Below are 15,555 nucleotides of genomic sequence, written 5' to 3'. Positions count from 1 at the left end.
CACGTCAGATCGGAGCACACCATGGGCAACATCCTGTACGGCACTCCCCCCGCCGCCATCGAGGTCGAGGACCGCGCCCTCGCCCACCTCCAGATCGTCATCATCAACAAGTTCCGCCGCGACGAGCGCTTCCTGCTCACCCTCGACGCGAGCCCCCAGGCCGGCACCGGCCGCCGCGGCGTGTGGATGCATCCGACCATCCCGATCCAGTTCGAGTTCAAGGGCAGCCGCCAGCCCACGATCAACCCGGAGTGGGTCGAGGCCCTCATGGAGCGCGCCAACAGCGGCGCCGGCCTCCGCATCGTGCCCGAGCCGACGAGCAACGCCGCCGTCCCGCTGCGCCGCGCCGAGCCCGCCGCCTGACCCTCCGCGCCGGAGCCGCTCCCGATCAGGCGCCGCCGCCGCACACCGACACGACCCGCCTTCCCGCCCGGGAGGCGGGTTCCGTCGTCTCCGGGCCCGAGAACCCCGGGAGCGCGCTCGCAAGTGGTTGACATTCCGCGCCACGGTCAGGGTCGCAGTCTTACACTGCTCCTGCGGCACGGGGTCGTTCCGGCGGGCTCGTCCCTGCTGTCGCACGCATGACCGGCCGCCGGCCGCTCGGGCCCCCCTCTCGAGCGACCGGCGGACGGCTGCGCGGCGCACCCGAAGCGCCGTCCGCGAGGTCCGCCGGAACCAGGAGCGGCCAGATGACCCACGGAACGAACAGCCTCACCACCACCGTCGACGAGGTGCGCCCGGGCGACCTCTTCTGCGCCGTCGTCGCCCACGAGACCGAGCAGTGGCGCGTCGTCGCCGTCCTCGGCATCCGCGTCCTCGCCGAGCGGGTCTCCGGAGGAGACCGCCGCAGCTTCACGCTCCGCTTCGTGCGCCACCAGCTCTCGCCGGACGTGCTCATCGCGAGGGGCGCCGCAGCGAACCGCTAGGGGATCAGGCGCTCCGCGCGGTAGCGGTCGAAGAGCGCCGTGAACGAGTCGACCGTCCGGTGGAACGCCGTGAAGCCGGCGAGGCGGGACTTGCCGATGTCGGTGACGACCTCGAGGTTCCGGCCGAGGTCGGCGTCGGTGTGCCACCAGGAGGCGACGCGGGAGAGGTCGGGCTCGATCAGCCCGTGCTCGTCGACGAGGCGCCGCCAGACGGGCTCGGCATCGGCCATCTGCTGCTCGAGCGGCTGCGGCTCCTCCCCCGGGCCGACCGGCTCGACGCCGAAGTGCTCCGCGATCCGGGTCCACATCCAGCGCCAGCGGAAGACGTCGCCGTTGACCACGTTGAAGGCCTGGTCGCGGCCCGCCTCCGACGTCGACGCCCAGAGCATCTGCTCGGCGAGGATCGTCGCGTCGGTCATGTCGGTGAGTCCGTTCCACTGCGTGAGCGAGCCGGGGAACACGAGCGGGGTGCCCTCGGCACGGTGGATCGACGCCGCGACCGCGAGGGTCAGCCCCATGTTCATCGCGTTGCCGACGGCGTGCCCGATGACCGTGTGCGAGCGATGCACCGACCAGGTGAACCCGGCGCGCCTGGCCGCGGCGAAGAGCTCGTCCTCCTGCGCGTAGTAGAAGTTCGGGGCGTCGAGGCGCTCCTCCTCCTCGTGGAACGGGGTGTCGGGCATCGCGCCCTGCCCGTACGCCTCGAACGGGCCGAGGTAGTGCTTGAGGCCGGTCACCAGCGCGACGTGCTCGACGGGAGCGTGCGCGAGCGCGGCGAGGAGGTCGCGGACCATGCCGCCGTTGACCGCGATGTTCTCCTCCTCCGTCGCCTGGCGCGACCAGGCGGTGAAGAAGACGTGCGTGGGGCGCTGGTCGGCGAGAACGCGGGCCAGGTCCTCGGCGGAGCGCAGGTCGGCGGCGAGCGGAGTGACGCCGGGGAGCGCGTCGATCGGGCGGCGCGAGAGGGCGGTCACCGGCCACCCCTGCTCGGTGAGCAGGTCGACGAGGGCGGAGCCGCCGATGCCCGTCGCACCGACGACGAGGGCGCTGCGGGGGTCGGACGGGGGGACGGGAGTGGTGGAGGACATCCCCTGGGCCAACAGCCCCGGGGGCGAGGCATTCCCCGATCCGGGCGTCACGGAGGGACACCGGAGGTCACGGAGGGACACCGGGCGTCACGGAGGGACACCGGGCGTCACGGGCGGACCGCGGACCGGGCTCCTCCCCTACCGTCGAGCACGAGCCGCCCGGGGTGGGCGCAGCGGAACAGGAGCCGACGATGACCGCGACCGATCTGCGGGCCGTGCCCGAGGTGGACTACGAGGAGCTGGCGGGGCGGTTCCGGCCGCTGTTCGCCGAGATCGCGGCGGGGGCGGCGGCGCGGGAGAGCGCGCGCGAGCTGCCGGTCGCGCAGATCCGAGCGCTGGCGGACGCCGGGTTCGGCGCGGTGCGCGTGCCACTGGAGTCCGGCGGGGCCGGCGCGAGCCTCCCCCAGCTGTTCCGCCTGCTGACGGAGCTGGCCGCCGCCGACTCCAACCTCCCCCAGGCGCTCCGCGGCCACTTCGCCCTGGTCGAGGACCGGCTGCTCGCGACCGACGGGACCCGCGAGCGCTGGCTCCGGCGCTTCGCCGACGGCGAGCTCGGCGGCAACGCCTGGACCGAGGTCGGCACGGTCGCGATCGGCGACGTGCAGACGAAGGTCGCTCCGGTCGAGGGCGACCCGACGCGGTTCACGGTGACCGGCACGAAGTACTACTCCACCGGCAGCGTCTTCGCCGACTGGATCGACACCTTCGCCCAGCGCACCGACACCGGGCAGAAGGTGATCGCGATCGTCGACGCTCGCCAGGCGGGCGTCGAGCACGCCGACGACTGGGACGGCTTCGGCCAGCGCACCACCGGCTCGGGGACGAGCACCTTCACGGAGGCGGTGGTCGCGGCCGAGGACGTGATCGACTTCGAGACCCGGTTCCGCTACCAGACCGCGTTCTACCAGGCGGTGCTGCTGGCCGTGCTGGCGGGCTCGATCGCGGGGGCCGAGCGCGAGATCGCGGCCGAAGTGCGAGCGCGGACGCGGATCTTCTCGCACGGGAACGCCGAGTCGTTCGCGGCGGATCCGCAGATCCTGCAGGTGGTGGGGCAGGTCTCGGCCGCCGCCTACGCGGGAGCGGCGATCGTGGAGCGCGCGGCGGTCGCGCTGCAGCGGGCGCACGACGCGGCCCTCGACGGCGACCCGCTCGAGGACGAGCGGCAGAACGACCTCGCCGAGCTCGAGACGGCGCAGGCCCAGATCGTCCTGACGCAGCTGGCCACCCGGGCGACCTCCGACCTCTTCGACGCGCTGGGCGCCTCCGGGGTGAGCACCCGCAAGAACCTCGACCGGCACTGGCGCAATGCTCGCACGGCCGCGAGCCACAATCCGTGGGTGTTCAAGGCGCGGATCGTCGGCGACCACGCGGTCAACGGCACCGTGCCGCCGCGGGTCTGGGCGATCGGCGCGGGGCCGAAGCGGTAGTCGCCCCGGCGCCGGCCGGGGGCGGTGGACAGCCGGCGAGAGCGGAGGAGAGGATCGAGGGGGCGGCGACGCGGCCGCCGCGGACGAGGGGGCTCGCGATGATCCGGACGACGACCGCGAGGGGCGCCGGTGCGCTGCTCGCCTGCGCGGCGGGGCTGCTCGCGCTGAGCGGCTGCACGGGAAGCGCCGACGAGGGGACGGCCCCGACGACAGCTCCACCGCTGGTCTCGAGCGCTCCGACGCCGAGCAGTGCCGTGCCGACCGCGAGCGCCGGCAGCGCGACTCCGCTGCCCACCGCGACCCCGGCCACCGCCCTGCTCCCCTGCGAGGACCTGCTCACCGCCGAGGAGGAGGCGTCGCTCGCCGAGGACGGCCTCGCCCTCTCGCCCGAGGCGACGGTCTACGACGCCGACTACCCCGTCCTGCAGGAGATCGCCGAGGACGGGGTGCTCTGCCGGTGGAGCGGCCAGGGCGACGTGTCGGTCGTGGTCGGGCAGCTGGCGGTCCCGGACGCGGAGTGGCCTGACCGGAGCGCCGCGCTCCTCGCCGACGGGTTCACCGCCGACGACACCGCGGCTCCGGGCTTCCTCGACGGGCCCGACGGACCGGACGAGAGCTACCCCGGCCGCGGCGTCCTCCACCGCGACGGCGTCCTCTACTACGTGAGCTACTCCGGGATCGTCGGCTCGATCGTGCCGCTCTCCGGCTGAGGCGGCGGATCGAGAGCCCAGGGCGGGCGCCCAAGGTCGGCGCTGCTCCCCGTCGTCAGCTGCTCGCCGTGGTGGTCGAACGACAGCGGGACTCCCGCCTCGGCGCACGCACGGCCGATCAGGTCCATGGCGTTCCAGAAGTACTCGCTCGCTCGTCGATCCCCGGAGATCGCGGAGAGCAGATTGCTCGTGGCGAGACGAGCAGCGTCGGACGCGATCGAGTTCGAGGAGCTCTCGTCGAAGCCCTCGAGGGCTTCGCGAAACGGTGGACGCAGAACGGGATCGAGTTCCGGCGCGTAGTCGTTCCACGTGCGCTCGAGCGGGACACAGGGAGCGGCCTCCTGATCGCCTCCCGGCTCGGTGCAGCCCACGAGGAGCAGCACGGATACGAGTACCGCCGATGAGGCGGTCGTGCGGTCCACCATCGTTCATCGCTCGATGTGCATCGTCCCCGTCGCGACCCAGACCGCGCAGGCCTTCTCGCGATATTCCGGGGCACTGGTCTCGACGATGTGATCGCAGGTCGAGACGCCGGTGTACCACTTCACGCACCCCCCTTGAAACTCGTACTCGCAGTTCTTGTTCGGCTGAATCGGAGCGGCCGAGGCCACCTGCGCCCCGAGAACCGACGTCAGCGCCGGCGCGACGACAGCGAGACCGGACACGAACCACAGAGAACTCTTCATGACGTCTCCTCATTCGCCGGCAGATCCGCCAGGTCCTGGGACCGCATCCATCGCGCAGAGGGTGTCGGACGGTCGGCGCGAACTCGACACATCGAGGCGCGGGCCGGGCCCTCGAGAAGGGGTAGCGTCGACAGGTGCGATTCCCGTGGCGTTCCCGAGACAGCGAGCGACTGCCACGGGACGTGCTCGTGCTGGGGGTCGTCGCCTTCTTCGTGATGCTGGGGTTCGGCGTCGTCGTGCCGGTGCTGCCGACCTACGTGCGCAGCTTCGGCGTCGACTACACGGCGGTCGGCGCGGTCGTCTCGGCGTTCGCGCTGATGCGGCTGGTCGCGAATCCGTTCGTGGGGCCGCTCGTCGACCGGTTCGGCGAGCGGGTCGTGCTCGCCGTCGGCATCGGCATCGTCGCGCTCTCCTCGGCGCTGGTCGGCTTCGCCTCCGACTACCCGCACCTCCTCCTGCTGCGCGGAGTCGGCGGCATCGGCTCCGCGATGTTCTCCGTCGCGGCGATGACGCTCCTCCTGCGCACCGCGAGCCCGGAGCGGCGCGGCCGCTCGATCGGCTTCTACCAGGGCGGTTTCCTGCTCGGCGGCATGGCGGGCCCCGCGGTGGGCGGCGTGCTCACGGCGATCTCGCTCACCGCCCCCTTCTTCTTCTACGCCGGCACGCTCGCGATCGCGGGGCTCGTCGGGCTGATCCTGCTGCAGCGGCCGGAGCGCGACGCGGCACCGTCCGCCGCGGCGAGGACGAAGCCCCTGCGCGAGGTCGCCCGCGACCGCCGGTACCAGAGCGCGGTGCTGGCGAACTTCGCCCTCGGCTGGTCGGCGATGGGCGTCCGCGCGACGCTCGTCCCCGTGCTCGTCATCGAGGGGCTCGGCGGGCAGCCCGCCTGGACCGGCATCGCCTTCGCGATCGCCGCGGTGGTGCAGACGATCGCGCTAACGCCCGCCGGCCGCTTCGTCGACACGGTCGGCCGGCGCCCGGCGCTGATCGGCGGATTCTCCGTCGCGGCGGTGGCGATGCTGGCGATGCCGTTCGTCTCGGAGCTGTGGCTGCTCGTCGTGCTGCTCTGCGTCTACGGAGCGGCGGCCGCCTTCATGGGCACGGCCCCGGGTGCGCTGGTCGGTGACGCCGCGGGCGAGCGCGGCGGCAAGCCGGTCTCGGTGTTCCAGGCCGCGTCCGACCTGGGCGGCGTGATCGGGCCGCTGCTCGCAGGCGCTCTCGCCGACGCCGCATCGCCGACCGCGGCCTTCGCCTCCGCCTTCGTGCTGCTGGCGGCGAGCGCGCTGCTCGGCCTGCGGATCCCGCGCTCGCGGATCGCCTAGCTGTTCCGCCCGCGGGCGTCGACGGGCCAGACGGCGCCGCCGCCGTCGCGGAGGAGGACGCGGTACTCGTCGGCCAGGTTCACCGCGACGCAGACGTGGTTCGGCGCGATCCGCACCCGCGTCCCCACGGGCAGGTCGACACCGGTGATCGTCGCATGGTGCTCCGAGAGCACCGGGATGCGCGCCTCCGGGTGCTCCGGAAGGCGGCCGAAGCCGCTCGAGGCCGCGCCACGATCGGAGGAGAGCACCTTGCTGCCCGCGTCGGCGATCAGGTGGTCGCCGCGGCGGGACACGATCGTGGCGAGGACGGTGACGGCGATGTCCTCGGGCGTCATCGTGCCGATCTCCCACTGCTGGGCGTCGCCGAGGGCCGAGACCCCGGGGCGCAGCTCCGTGAGCACCGAGGAGTCGGCGAACGCGGCCGAGGGGGTCGAGCCTCCGCTGATCACGCGGGCCTCGACTCCGGACGCCGCGAGCGACGCGACCGCCTCGGCGAGCGCGCGCGCCTCGTCGCGGGCGGCCGCCGCTCCGTTTCCGGCCGCGTAGCTGTGGCCGGGGAAGGTGAAGACGCCGGCGACGTCGAGCCCGGCCGAGACGGCGGCCTCGGCGATCGCGCCGGCCTCGGCGGGGAGCACGCCGCTGCGGTGGTGGCCGGAGTCGATCTCGACGACGACCTCGAGCCCCTCGCGCTCGGGCAGGGCCGCGGCCAGGCGCTCGGCCGACTCCGCCGAGTCGACGCCGACCCGCACACGGGCGCTCGCGAGGACGTGGCGGAGCCGCCCGGCGCGCTCGGCGTCGACCCAGAGCGGGTAGGCGATGAAGAGGTCGCGGATCCCTCCCGCGGCGAAGACCTCGGCCTCCGAGACGGTCGCGACGGTGAGGCCGACGGCCCCCGCGGCGAGCTGGCGCCGGGCGATCTCGAGCGACTTGTGCGTCTTCGCGTGGGGGCGGAGCGCCAGGCCCCGCTCGCGGGAAGCCGCGGCGACGGCGGCGATGTCGCGGTCGAGTACCGCCTCGTCGAGCACCAGCGCCGGAGTGGCGAGAGCGTCGAGCACGGCGGAGCGGGCGGAGGAGTCGGCGGCGGCGGTATCGACGGTCACGCGCCGAGCCTAGGCCGCACCACCGGCCCGCGTCCGGCCGTCAGGGCGGCCTCGCGCCGGTCCGCCGCCGGTCATCGCGCCCCGAGGAAGGCCCCGCGGAGGGATCCCGTCGAGCACGACACCGCGTCGACCTCGGAGGCGGCCGCGCCGCACCGACACCGTCTTCCGGATCGCCCACCTCTCCGCCGGGACGCTCGCGACGACGCTCCTGGGCTTCGGCGTCGTCGGGCAGAGCCCTCTCGTCCACTGACCGTTCATCCGCCGCGGGATGCGGGGAGGACCCCGGCGCTGCCAGGCTGAGCGGATGACTCCGCAGTCCTCCCGCCTCCGGCCCTTCGGCCCGTCCGGCGCCACCGTCACCCGGCTGACCCTCGGCACCTCCTGGCGCCCCGAGCGCGTCGCCGACCTCGACCGGGTGCCGGCCCTCGAGCGCGTCCTCGACTCCGACGCCGCCACCCGCGCCGTCTCCGTCGTCGACACGTCCAACGAGTACGCCGGCGGCCACAGCGAGCGCCTGATCGGCGAGGCCCTGCTGGCCCGCGGCGGCGTCCCCGAGGGGATCACCGTGGTCACCAAGCTCGACCGCGACCCGAGCACCGGCAGCTACTCGGCCGAGCGGATGCGCCGCAGCCTCGACGAGAGCCGCGAGCGCCTCGGTATGGACGTCCTCCCCCTGCTCTACCTGCACGACCCGGAGCGCATCTCCTACGACGAGGCCTTCGCCGAGGACGGCCCGGTCCGCGCGCTCGTCGCGATGAAGGAGGCGGGCGTCGCCCTCTCGATCGGGATCTCGGGCGGACCCGCGCCGATGCTGCGCCACTACGTCGACACCGGCCTGTTCGACGCCGTGATCACCCACAACCGCTTCACGCTCGTCGACCGCTCCTCCGAGGAGCTGATCGACGCGTCCGTGGACCGCGGCGTGATCGTGGTCAACGCGGCGGTCTACGGCGGAGGCGCCCTCGCGCGCTGGCCGGAGCCCGTCGCCTCCTACGCCTACCGGCCGGCGCCGCGCGAGATCGTCGACGCCGTCGCGGCGATGGGAGCGGCGTGCGACCGGGCGGGCGTGCCGCTCGCCGCCGCCGCGCTGCAGTTCTCGACGCGCGACCCCCGCGTGACGACGACGGTCGTCGGCGCCACCTCCGCCGAGCACTACGACTCCTTCGTGGCCGACGACGCGCTCGAGATCCCCGACGCGCTGTTCGAGGAGCTGGAGTCGCTCGCTCCGCCGAGCACCGTCTGGCAGGACGCGCCCGGGGCGACCTGGTCGCGCTGATCCGGGCATAGCCGGGCTCTCCTCCCGGTTGGAGCACGTGACCCCCTCCGCGAGATGCCGCCGGCGTGCGCCCTCACCGGCGTATCGCCTACCGAAGCGGCGTTCCGCGGAGAAGCACGACAGGAGAGACATGACCGACACCGCCCTGTTCCAGCCGCTGACGCTCCGCTCGAGGACCGCGCGCAACCGCCTCTGGGCGGCACCGATGTGCCAGTACTCGGTGGAGGCGCAGGACGGCGTGCCCACCTCGTGGCACCTCGTGCACCTCGGCGGGCTCGCGCGCGGCGGATCGGGCGTCGTCATCGCGGAGGCCACCGCCGTCGTCCCCGAGGGGCGGATCAGCCCCTGGGACACGGGGCTGTGGAACGACGAGCAGCGCGACGCCTGGGCTCCGATCGTCGATTTCGTGCACGGACAGGGCGCGCTCGCGGGCGTGCAGCTCGCCCACGCGGGCCGGAAGGCGTCGACCTACCGCGAGTGGAGCGGACGCGGATCCGTGCCGCTGGAGGACGGCGGCTGGCCGACCGTCGCTCCCTCGGCAGTCGCGTTCGAGGGCTACGCGGAGCCGCGCGAGCTGGCCGCGGAGGAGCTGCCCGGCCTCGTCGAGGCGTTCCGCGCCTCCGCCCGCCGCGCCGCGGACGCCGGCTTCGACGTGATCGAGCTGCACGCCGCGCACGGGTACCTGCTCCATCAGTTCCTGTCGCCGCTCTCGAACACCCGCGAGGACTCCTACGGCGGCTCGCTCGAGAACCGGGCGCGCCTGCTGCTCGAGGTCGTCCGCGCGGTCCGCGCCGAGATCGGGGAGCTCGTGCTGCTCGTCCGCTTCTCCGCGACCGACTGGGCCGAGGGCGGCTGGACACTGGAGGAGACGATCACCGTCTCGGAGTGGGCGCGCGCCGAGGGCGTGGACCTCTTCGACGTGTCGACCGGCGGACTCGTGCACGCCAGCATCCCGGTGGCGCCCCTCTACCAGGTGCCGTTCGCGCGCGACCTGCGGAAGGCGACCGGTGCGCTGGTCGGCGCCGTGGGACTCATCACCACGGCGGAGCAGGCGGAGGGCGTGGTCGCGAACGGCGATGCCGACGTCGTGCTGCTCGCCCGCGAGCTGCTGCGCGACCCGAACGCTCCGGTGCGGATGGCGCACGAGCTCGGCGCGGACCTGCCGGTGCCCCCGCAGTACACCCGGGCCTGGCGCTGAGCCTTCAACCGCGAGATGCCACCTGTGCGCACGCCTCGCGGCGTGTCATGTGCACAAGTGGCATCTCGCGGAGGAGAGCGGTCGGGCTCCCCGGAGGAGAACGTCAGCTCTCGGAGGGCTCCTCGGGAGCGTCCTCCTCGGGGTTGAAGTGCGAGTCTCCGGAGACCCCCACCGCCAGCCCGTCCTCGGAGTGCGGGATGGTCTCGTCGTCGCCGAGACCGTTCGCCTTCTTCTCGCCCTCGGACGAGGTGGCTGCGTCGGTCACGGCTCAGGCCTCGACGTCGCCGCGCCAGGCACCGTCGGGGGTGCCCTGCTTCTCGATGTACTCCTTGAAGTTGTTCAGGTCCTTCTTCACGGCGTGGCTGCCGGCGCCGACGAGCGAGCCGAGCGTCTCGAGGAAGCCCTTCGGCTCCCAGTCGAGCTGCACGGTGACGCGGGTCTCGGTGTCGGAGAGCTTGTGGAAGGTGACGACGCCGGCGTGGTCGGTCTCGCCGCCGGTGCTGTTCCAGGCGACGCGCTCGTCGGGGTGCTGCTCGGTGATGTTCGCCTCGAACTCGCGCTCGACGGGGCCGACCTTCACCTTCCAGACGGTGAGGGTGTCGGTGACCTGCTGGATCGACTCGACCTCGTCGAGGAAGCGCGGGAACTCCTCGAACTGGGTCCACTGGTTGTAGGCGACGGACACGGGGACGTTGACGTCGACGGTCTCGATGATCTGCGGCACGGTGGTGCTCCTTGCTGTCTCACTCGGTGTGCGGCGTTCCGCTGCTGCGGTCGTCACGCTCGACGTTAGGCGGGAGCCGCCTGGGAGCGCACCGGGTTGCGGACTGCCCCGAACGTGGTAAGCGGAGGCGGTGCTGCGGTGCGCGCGCCGGGACGTCCGCGGGAGGGCGGCGTCCGGACGGCACGGCGGCGTCTCGGGAGCGGCAGGACGGAGCAGGCCGCGGTCAGCGGTCCTGCGGGTCGCCGCCGAGCTGGCCGATGGCGGGGAGGGGGCCGCCGTCGTCGGCGCCGGTGCGGCGCCAGCGGGCGATGGCGTTGCCCAGGTGGTAGATCACGAGGGCGGCGCCGGCGCCGAGGACGATGCCGCCGAGCTCGAAGCCGCCGGAGGAGAACGAGAAGCCGGCGATCGCGATCACGAGGGAGACCGCGGCGGTGTACTGGTTGACCGGGCGCGAGAAGTCGACGCGGTTGTCGATCCAGATCTTGATGCCGATCACGCCGATCAGGCCGTAGAGCGCGGTGGTCGCGCCGCCCAGCACTCCGGCAGGGATCGAGTTGAAGACGGCGCCGACCTTGGGCGAGAGGCTGAGCAGGATCGCGGTGACGCCGGCGACCCAGTAGGCGGCTGTCGAGTACACGCGGGTGGCCGCCATCACTCCGATGTTCTCGCCGTAGGTCGTGGTGCCGGAGCCGCCGAAGGCGCCGGAGAGGGTGGTCGCCACACCGTCCGCGATCAGGGCCCGGCCGGTGCTGGCGTTGGCGGAGGCGTCGGTCATCGTCGCGACGCCGCGGACGTGTCCGACGTTCTCGGCGATGAGGACGAGCACGACCGGCAGGAACATCGCGATGCCCGACCACGTGGATCCGGAGGCGAAGTCGGGGAAGGTGAACGGCGGCAGCCCGAACCAGTCGGCCGCACCGACCGCGGAGTAGTCGATCTCGTTCCGCAGCAGGGCGACGACGTAGCCGATGACCACGCCGAGGAAGATCGAGACGCGGCCGAGGAAGCCGCGGAGGAACACGCTCGACAGGATGATCGCGGCGAGCGTGATCGTCCCGGTGATCGGCGCCTGCTTGAAGCTGAGGTACGCGGTCGGAGCCAGGTTGAACCCGATCAGGGCCACGATCGCGCCGGCGACGACCGGCGGCATCAGCCTGTCGATCCAGCCGAGGCCGACGACCTGCACGAGGACGCCGACGGCGGCCAGGAGGAGGCCCACGGCGACGACTCCGGCGAGCGCCGACCCCGTCCCTCCGACGGTGGTCGCGGCCGTGACGGGCGCGATGAACGCGAAGCTCGAGCCGAGGTAGCTGGGGAGCCGGTTGCGCGTGATCAGGAGGAACAGCAGCGTCCCGACTCCGGAGAAGAGCAGGGTCGTGGCGACCGGGAACCCGGTGAGCACGGGCACGAGGAACGTCGCACCGAACATGGCGACGACGTGCTGGATGCCGATGGCGATCGTGGCCGGCCAGGCGAGCCGCTCGCCGGGGGCGACGACGGCGCCGGGCTCGACGGTGCGGCCGTCTCCGTGCAGGGTCCAGATGGGCATGGGGCTCCTCGGCGGGGAAGGGAGGCGGGGGTCGACGTTCACAGTAGCGAGGGGTCTGGCCGTGCCGCGGCACCCGACCTACGATCGGGCCATGGACGGAGCGCGGCGTCTCGGCGAGGAGGAGTTCTCCGCGCACCTCGCCGAGCGGGTCGCGCGGATCCGCGGGTCGTTCGGCGACCTCCCGCTCTGGGCGGTCTCGGGCTGGAGCGGTCCGCGGCTGCTGGCGGAGTGGACGCTGACGGGTGGCCCCCGGGGGCTCTCGTTCCTCGCCGACGAGGCGGTCCCGGGCGGGCCGGGGCCCTCCGTCGAGATCCGCACGACCCTCGGCGATCCGCGGCACGACGTCGCGCTGCTCTGCTGCCGGGAGGAGGCGCCCGTCTCGTTCGTGCAGCCGGAGGCGCTGCCCGCCCCCACGCGGATCGCGGAGATCCCGGTCGACGGGGCTCCGGAGCCCTTCGAGGTCTGGGAGGGAGCCGGCGCGGTGCGCGCGGCCGCGTGGGTGCGCGGGCACGTCCTCACGCTGGAGTGCCGCGGAGTCGATCTGGACGCTCTCGCGCTGGACGAGGTGGACGACATCGAGCCGTTCGTGGCCGGCTGGCTGGAGTTCGTCGGCGCCTCGCGGCGTTGAGTGCCGACCCGCGCTCCCGTGCTGCTGGGAGAGCGCGGAGTCCCGCCCGGCGCGCCGGTGAAAGATGTGCGCCGATCCCGGACAGGAGGGAGCATGAGGCACATGCCAGCTCCCCTCGCGGGTCCCGACCGGTTCGCCGCGGTCGCCGCCGCGGTCGCCGATCCCGTCCGCCGCTACCTCTGGCGGCGCACCGACTCCGCCACCGCCGACGACGTGCTCGCCGCGACGCTCTCGGTGCTCTGGCGCCGCAGCGCCGACGTGCCCGAGGACGACCCGGTGCCGTGGGCGATCGGCGTCGCCCGGCTCCAGCTGCAGAACGCCCGGCGGATGCAGCGCCGCCAGGTCATGCTCGCCCAGCGGATCGCGGTCGTCGATCCGCCCCAGGTGCAGATCGACGAGGGCGAGGCGTCGGGCGCGGAGGAGACCGTGCGCCTCGTGCTCGCCCGGATGCGCGAGCAGGACGCCGAGCTGCTGCGCCTCTGGGCGTGGGAGGAGCTCGACGTCCGCGGGATCGCCGCGGTCCTCGGAGTCACGGCGAACGCCGTCTCGATCCGCCTCCATCGCGCGCGGCGCCGCTTCGCCGAGCTCTACGACTCCACCGACCCGCACGCGCCCGAAGGGGGACTCCGATGACCGGAACCGACGACGAGGACGTCCGCCGCCTCCTCCGCACGGTCGACCCCGCGCGGAGCCTCCCCGCGCTCGACCGCGACGAGCTCGCCGAGCAGATCGCCGCCGCGACGGGCGAGGGCACGCGGACGGTGCACTCCCGCCGCCGCTCCCCCTGGCTGATCGTGGGAGTCGGCGCGCTGAGCGCCGGGGCCGCCGCCTCCCTCCTGCTGCCCTTCGCGCTCGGCGTGGGCGGGGGCAGCACCTCGACGCTGATCCTGCCGAGCACGGGCGGGCCGATGGCCGCGTGCTCGCCGGTGACGGCCGCCGCGCTGGCCCCCGCTCAGCTCGCGTTCCGGGCCGAGGTCCGCTCGATCGACGGGAGCACCGTCACCCTGCACGTGCTCGAGCGCTACGCGGGCGAGGTCGGCGACGGCGTCACAGTCACCCAGGGCAGGGAGACGGCGGTGGACGGGGCCCCCATCGTCTTCGAGACCGGGGTCGACTACCTGGTCGCGGCCGACGGCGACACGATCCTGACCTGCGGCCTCAGCGGTGAGAGCTCCCCCGAGCTCGCGGCGCTGTACCAGGAGGCGTTCTCGCGGCAGTAGGCGGAGGCGGGTAGCGGCCCGCGCGGGCGGTGGCAAGGGCCTCCCCGATCGGGGGGAGCGGCGCGCAGGCTGAGGCATGGGCCTCTCGGCCCTCCCCCTCCGGTCGCCCGGCGGCGCCCGCGGGCCCTCGGCGACGCCGCCCCGCCCGCCCCGCAGGAGGCCCGCATGCCGGTGTTCCGGCTCCTCGAACCGCTCCACGCCGCCGGTGTCGCGCTCGCCGACCTCGCGAGCGATCGGCTCCGCCTCCACGGCGACGGCTCCGACGTCCGCATCACCGCGGTGACCGTCGCGCACACCGAAGCGGGCCCCGGCGCCCTCTTCGCCGCGCTCCCCGGGAGGAGGAGCCACGGGGCCCGGTTCGCGGCCGACGCGGCGGCGGCAGGAGCGGTCGCCGTGCTCACCGACGCGGGCGGGCTCGACGAGGCGCGCGCCTCCGGACTGCCCGTCCTCCTCAGCGACGACCCCCGCACCGCCCTCGGCCCGGTCGCCGCGCAGGTGTACGGCACGAGGAGCGGACCGGTGCTCCTCGGCGTGACCGGCACCAACGGCAAGACCAGCACCGTGCACCTCCTCGACGCGGTGCTCCGGCAGCTGGGCGTCGTCTCGGGGCTGAGCTCCACCGCCGAGCGCCGCAGCGCCGACCACGTCGTCGCCAGCCGCCTCACCACGCCCGAGGCCTCCGAGCTGCACGCGCTCCTCGCCCGGATGGCGGAGGACGGCGTCGAGGCGGCGGCGATCGAGGTCAGCGCCCAGGCGCTCGTGCGCTCCCGGATGGAGGGGATCGTGCTCGACGTCGCCGGGTTCACCAACCTCAGCCACGACCACCTCGACGACTTCGGCGACCTGGACGAGTACCTCCGCGCCAAGCAGCGCCTGTTCACGCCCGAGCGGAGCCGCCGCGGCGTCGTGGTCGTCGACACCGAGGCGGGGCGCCGGGTCGCCCGCGAAGCCTCGGTCCCGGTCGTCACGCTCTCGGCCGGGGACGGAGCCGACTGGCGGATCGACGTGCTCGAGACCGCGGTCGACCGCACCCGCTTCCGGCTCACCGCCCGCGACGGCTGGTCGACGACCACCACCGTCCCGCTCCTCGGCCGCCACATGGCCTCGAACGCGGCCCTCGCGCTGGTGATGCTGATCGAGGCGGGCCACGCGCGCGACCGGGTGGCCGCGGCGGTCGGCTCCGGGATCGACGTCACCGTGCCCGGGCGGACGCTGCTCGTGTCCGGCGCCGACGGGCCGCGGGTCTTCCTCGACTTCTCGCACACGCCCGACTCGGTCGCGCGCACCGTCGACGCCCTCCGCGAGGTGACGCTCGGCCGCGTGCTCGTCCTCCTCGGCGCCGACGGCGACCGCGACCCGAGCAAGCGCGCGCCGATGGGCCGGGCCGCCGCCGAGCGCGCCGACCTGGTGATCGTCACCGACCACCACCCGCGCTTCGAGGACCCCGCGCGGATCCGCCGCGCCCTGGTCGACGGCGCCCGCCGCGTCGAGCGCTGCGAGGTGCTCGAGATCGCGGAGCCGGCCGACGCCGTCCGCGCCGCCCTGCACCGGGCCGGCCCGTCCGACTCCGTCCTCTGGGTCGGCCCCGGCGACACCGACTACCGCGTGGTCGGCGCCGACGACCTCCCCTACTCGCCCCGCGCCGACACGGCCCGCGCGCTGGCCGAGGCCGGCTGGAGCGTCGACCTGCTTGACTGACCG

The 15,555-nt window shown here is 74.0% G+C and carries 18 protein-coding genes; 11 read left to right on the top strand and 7 right to left on the bottom strand.

All coding sequences use genetic code 11. From position 1 onward, the window contains the following. The first annotated feature begins 21 nt into the window (after window positions 1-21). Together C5C33_RS10235 and C5C33_RS10230 are read left to right on the top strand one after the other, a co-directional pair. Window positions 22-363: an ATP-dependent DNA ligase gene (locus C5C33_RS10235; protein ID WP_104224199.1), complete on the top strand. Its 342-nt coding sequence runs from the start codon at window positions 22-24 to the stop codon at window positions 361-363. A gap of 326 nt (window positions 364-689) precedes the next feature. Next, window positions 690-926, top strand: a complete 237-nt coding sequence (locus tag C5C33_RS10230; protein ID WP_104225949.1) for a hypothetical protein — start codon at window positions 690-692, stop codon at window positions 924-926. Here C5C33_RS10230 and C5C33_RS10225 read toward each other — a convergent pair. After that, complete coding sequence (locus C5C33_RS10225) at window positions 923-2,014, bottom strand: SDR family oxidoreductase (protein WP_104261043.1); 1,092 nt, start codon at window positions 2,012-2,014, stop codon at window positions 923-925. The genes C5C33_RS10230 and C5C33_RS10225 overlap by 4 nt on opposite strands. Window positions 2,015-2,205: 191 nt before the next feature. On the opposite strand from C5C33_RS10225, the gene C5C33_RS10220 reads away from it, so the two are divergent. Then, complete coding sequence (locus C5C33_RS10220) at window positions 2,206-3,441, top strand: acyl-CoA dehydrogenase family protein (protein WP_104261042.1); 1,236 nt, start codon at window positions 2,206-2,208, stop codon at window positions 3,439-3,441. A 98-nt stretch (window positions 3,442-3,539) separates the two neighbouring features. Then, window positions 3,540-4,151 carry a hypothetical protein gene (locus C5C33_RS10210; protein WP_146085773.1) on the top strand — a complete coding sequence of 204 codons (612 nt, stop codon included), beginning with the start codon at window positions 3,540-3,542 and terminating at the stop codon, window positions 4,149-4,151. Here the strand turns inward: C5C33_RS10210 and C5C33_RS10205 are convergent. Then, window positions 4,109-4,576 (bottom strand): hypothetical protein, encoded by a 468-nt coding sequence (locus C5C33_RS10205; RefSeq protein ID WP_104261039.1) that lies wholly within the window; start codon window positions 4,574-4,576, stop codon window positions 4,109-4,111. The genes C5C33_RS10210 and C5C33_RS10205 overlap by 43 nt on opposite strands. A gap of 3 nt (window positions 4,577-4,579) precedes the next feature. Next, window positions 4,580-4,837 (bottom strand): hypothetical protein, encoded by a 258-nt coding sequence (locus tag C5C33_RS10200; protein WP_104261038.1) that lies wholly within the window; start codon window positions 4,835-4,837, stop codon window positions 4,580-4,582. 182 nt (window positions 4,838-5,019) lie between these two features. Here C5C33_RS10200 and C5C33_RS10195 point away from each other — a divergent pair, with 182 nt between their 5' ends. Next, window positions 5,020-6,159 (top strand): MFS transporter, encoded by a 1,140-nt coding sequence (locus tag C5C33_RS10195; RefSeq protein ID WP_258069220.1) that lies wholly within the window; start codon window positions 5,020-5,022, stop codon window positions 6,157-6,159. Here the strand turns inward: C5C33_RS10195 and C5C33_RS10190 are convergent. Continuing rightward, window positions 6,156-7,259: an alanine racemase gene (locus tag C5C33_RS10190; RefSeq protein WP_258069219.1), complete on the bottom strand. Its 1,104-nt coding sequence runs from the start codon at window positions 7,257-7,259 to the stop codon at window positions 6,156-6,158. The two genes, C5C33_RS10195 and C5C33_RS10190, sit on opposite strands and share 4 nt — an antisense overlap. 304 nt (window positions 7,260-7,563) lie before the next feature. Here C5C33_RS10190 and C5C33_RS10185 point away from each other — a divergent pair, with 304 nt between their 5' ends. Next, window positions 7,564-8,535: an aldo/keto reductase gene (locus C5C33_RS10185; RefSeq protein WP_181136232.1), complete on the top strand. Its 972-nt coding sequence runs from the start codon at window positions 7,564-7,566 to the stop codon at window positions 8,533-8,535. A gap of 130 nt (window positions 8,536-8,665) precedes the next feature. Next, on the top strand, window positions 8,666-9,733 hold the full coding sequence (locus tag C5C33_RS10180) for an NADH:flavin oxidoreductase/NADH oxidase (RefSeq protein WP_104254884.1): 1,068 nt from the start codon (window positions 8,666-8,668) through the stop codon (window positions 9,731-9,733). A gap of 103 nt (window positions 9,734-9,836) precedes the next feature. Here C5C33_RS10180 and C5C33_RS18520 read toward each other — a convergent pair whose 3' ends face one another. From C5C33_RS18520 to C5C33_RS10170, 3 genes are all read right to left on the bottom strand, one after another. Then, a complete protein-coding gene (locus tag C5C33_RS18520) occupies window positions 9,837-9,998 on the bottom strand; it encodes a hypothetical protein (RefSeq protein ID WP_167299017.1) in 162 nt (53 codons plus the stop codon). 3 nt (window positions 9,999-10,001) lie between these two features. Continuing rightward, window positions 10,002-10,457: an SRPBCC family protein gene (locus tag C5C33_RS10175; RefSeq protein WP_104224157.1), complete on the bottom strand. Its 456-nt coding sequence runs from the start codon at window positions 10,455-10,457 to the stop codon at window positions 10,002-10,004. A gap of 223 nt (window positions 10,458-10,680) precedes the next feature. After that, window positions 10,681-12,006 carry a uracil-xanthine permease family protein gene (locus C5C33_RS10170; RefSeq protein WP_104246990.1) on the bottom strand — a complete coding sequence of 442 codons (1,326 nt, stop codon included), beginning with the start codon at window positions 12,004-12,006 and terminating at the stop codon, window positions 10,681-10,683. A gap of 91 nt (window positions 12,007-12,097) precedes the next feature. On the opposite strand from C5C33_RS10170, the gene C5C33_RS10165 reads away from it, so the two are divergent. The 4 genes from C5C33_RS10165 to C5C33_RS10150 all read left to right on the top strand — a co-directional run bounded on the left by C5C33_RS10165 (window position 12,098) and on the right by C5C33_RS10150 (window position 15,552). Next, a complete protein-coding gene (locus C5C33_RS10165; protein ID WP_104225957.1) occupies window positions 12,098-12,634 on the top strand; it encodes a hypothetical protein in 537 nt (178 codons plus the stop codon). 102 nt (window positions 12,635-12,736) lie between these two features. Beyond that, window positions 12,737-13,267, top strand: coding sequence for an RNA polymerase sigma factor (locus tag C5C33_RS10160; protein ID WP_160033683.1), 531 nt, complete (start codon window positions 12,737-12,739; stop codon window positions 13,265-13,267). Beyond that, window positions 13,264-13,854: a hypothetical protein gene (locus tag C5C33_RS10155; protein ID WP_104237812.1), complete on the top strand. Its 591-nt coding sequence runs from the start codon at window positions 13,264-13,266 to the stop codon at window positions 13,852-13,854. Before C5C33_RS10160 ends, C5C33_RS10155 begins: the two co-directional genes overlap by 4 nt. A 165-nt stretch (window positions 13,855-14,019) precedes the next feature. Beyond that, entirely contained in the window at window positions 14,020-15,552 is a 1,533-nt protein-coding gene (locus C5C33_RS10150) for a Mur ligase family protein (protein ID WP_104261036.1), read from the top strand. The last annotated feature ends 3 nt before the right edge of the window (window positions 15,553-15,555 follow it).

The organism is Rathayibacter sp. AY1H3 (genome assembly GCF_002932015.1).
Note: the sequence above shows the minus strand (reverse complement) of the source record. Positions and strands in the feature narration are given on the sequence as shown.

What these genes read in the sequence shown, in the direction of transcription:
- C5C33_RS10230 (WP_104225949.1), top strand. Translation starts at nt 690, where the DNA reads ATGACCCACGGAACGAACAGCCTCACCACCACCGTCGACGAGGTGCGC.
- C5C33_RS10200 (WP_104261038.1), bottom strand. Translation starts at nt 4,837, where the DNA reads ATGAAGAGTTCTCTGTGGTTCGTGTCCGGTCTCGCTGTCGTCGCGCCG.
- C5C33_RS10170 (WP_104246990.1), bottom strand. Translation starts at nt 12,006, where the DNA reads ATGCCCATCTGGACCCTGCACGGAGACGGCCGCACCGTCGAGCCCGGC.
- C5C33_RS10185 (WP_181136232.1), top strand. Translation starts at nt 7,564, where the DNA reads ATGACTCCGCAGTCCTCCCGCCTCCGGCCCTTCGGCCCGTCCGGCGCC.
- C5C33_RS10160 (WP_160033683.1), top strand. Translation starts at nt 12,737, where the DNA reads ATGCCAGCTCCCCTCGCGGGTCCCGACCGGTTCGCCGCGGTCGCCGCC.
- C5C33_RS10225 (WP_104261043.1), bottom strand. Translation starts at nt 2,014, where the DNA reads ATGTCCTCCACCACTCCCGTCCCCCCGTCCGACCCCCGCAGCGCCCTC.
- C5C33_RS10235 (WP_104224199.1), top strand. Translation starts at nt 22, where the DNA reads ATGGGCAACATCCTGTACGGCACTCCCCCCGCCGCCATCGAGGTCGAG.
- C5C33_RS10180 (WP_104254884.1), top strand. Translation starts at nt 8,666, where the DNA reads ATGACCGACACCGCCCTGTTCCAGCCGCTGACGCTCCGCTCGAGGACC.
- C5C33_RS10220 (WP_104261042.1), top strand. Translation starts at nt 2,206, where the DNA reads ATGACCGCGACCGATCTGCGGGCCGTGCCCGAGGTGGACTACGAGGAG.
- C5C33_RS10165 (WP_104225957.1), top strand. Translation starts at nt 12,098, where the DNA reads ATGGACGGAGCGCGGCGTCTCGGCGAGGAGGAGTTCTCCGCGCACCTC.
- C5C33_RS10210 (WP_146085773.1), top strand. Translation starts at nt 3,540, where the DNA reads ATGATCCGGACGACGACCGCGAGGGGCGCCGGTGCGCTGCTCGCCTGC.
- C5C33_RS10150 (WP_104261036.1), top strand. Translation starts at nt 14,020, where the DNA reads ATGCCGGTGTTCCGGCTCCTCGAACCGCTCCACGCCGCCGGTGTCGCG.
- C5C33_RS10205 (WP_104261039.1), bottom strand. Translation starts at nt 4,576, where the DNA reads ATGGTGGACCGCACGACCGCCTCATCGGCGGTACTCGTATCCGTGCTG.
- C5C33_RS10155 (WP_104237812.1), top strand. Translation starts at nt 13,264, where the DNA reads ATGACCGGAACCGACGACGAGGACGTCCGCCGCCTCCTCCGCACGGTC.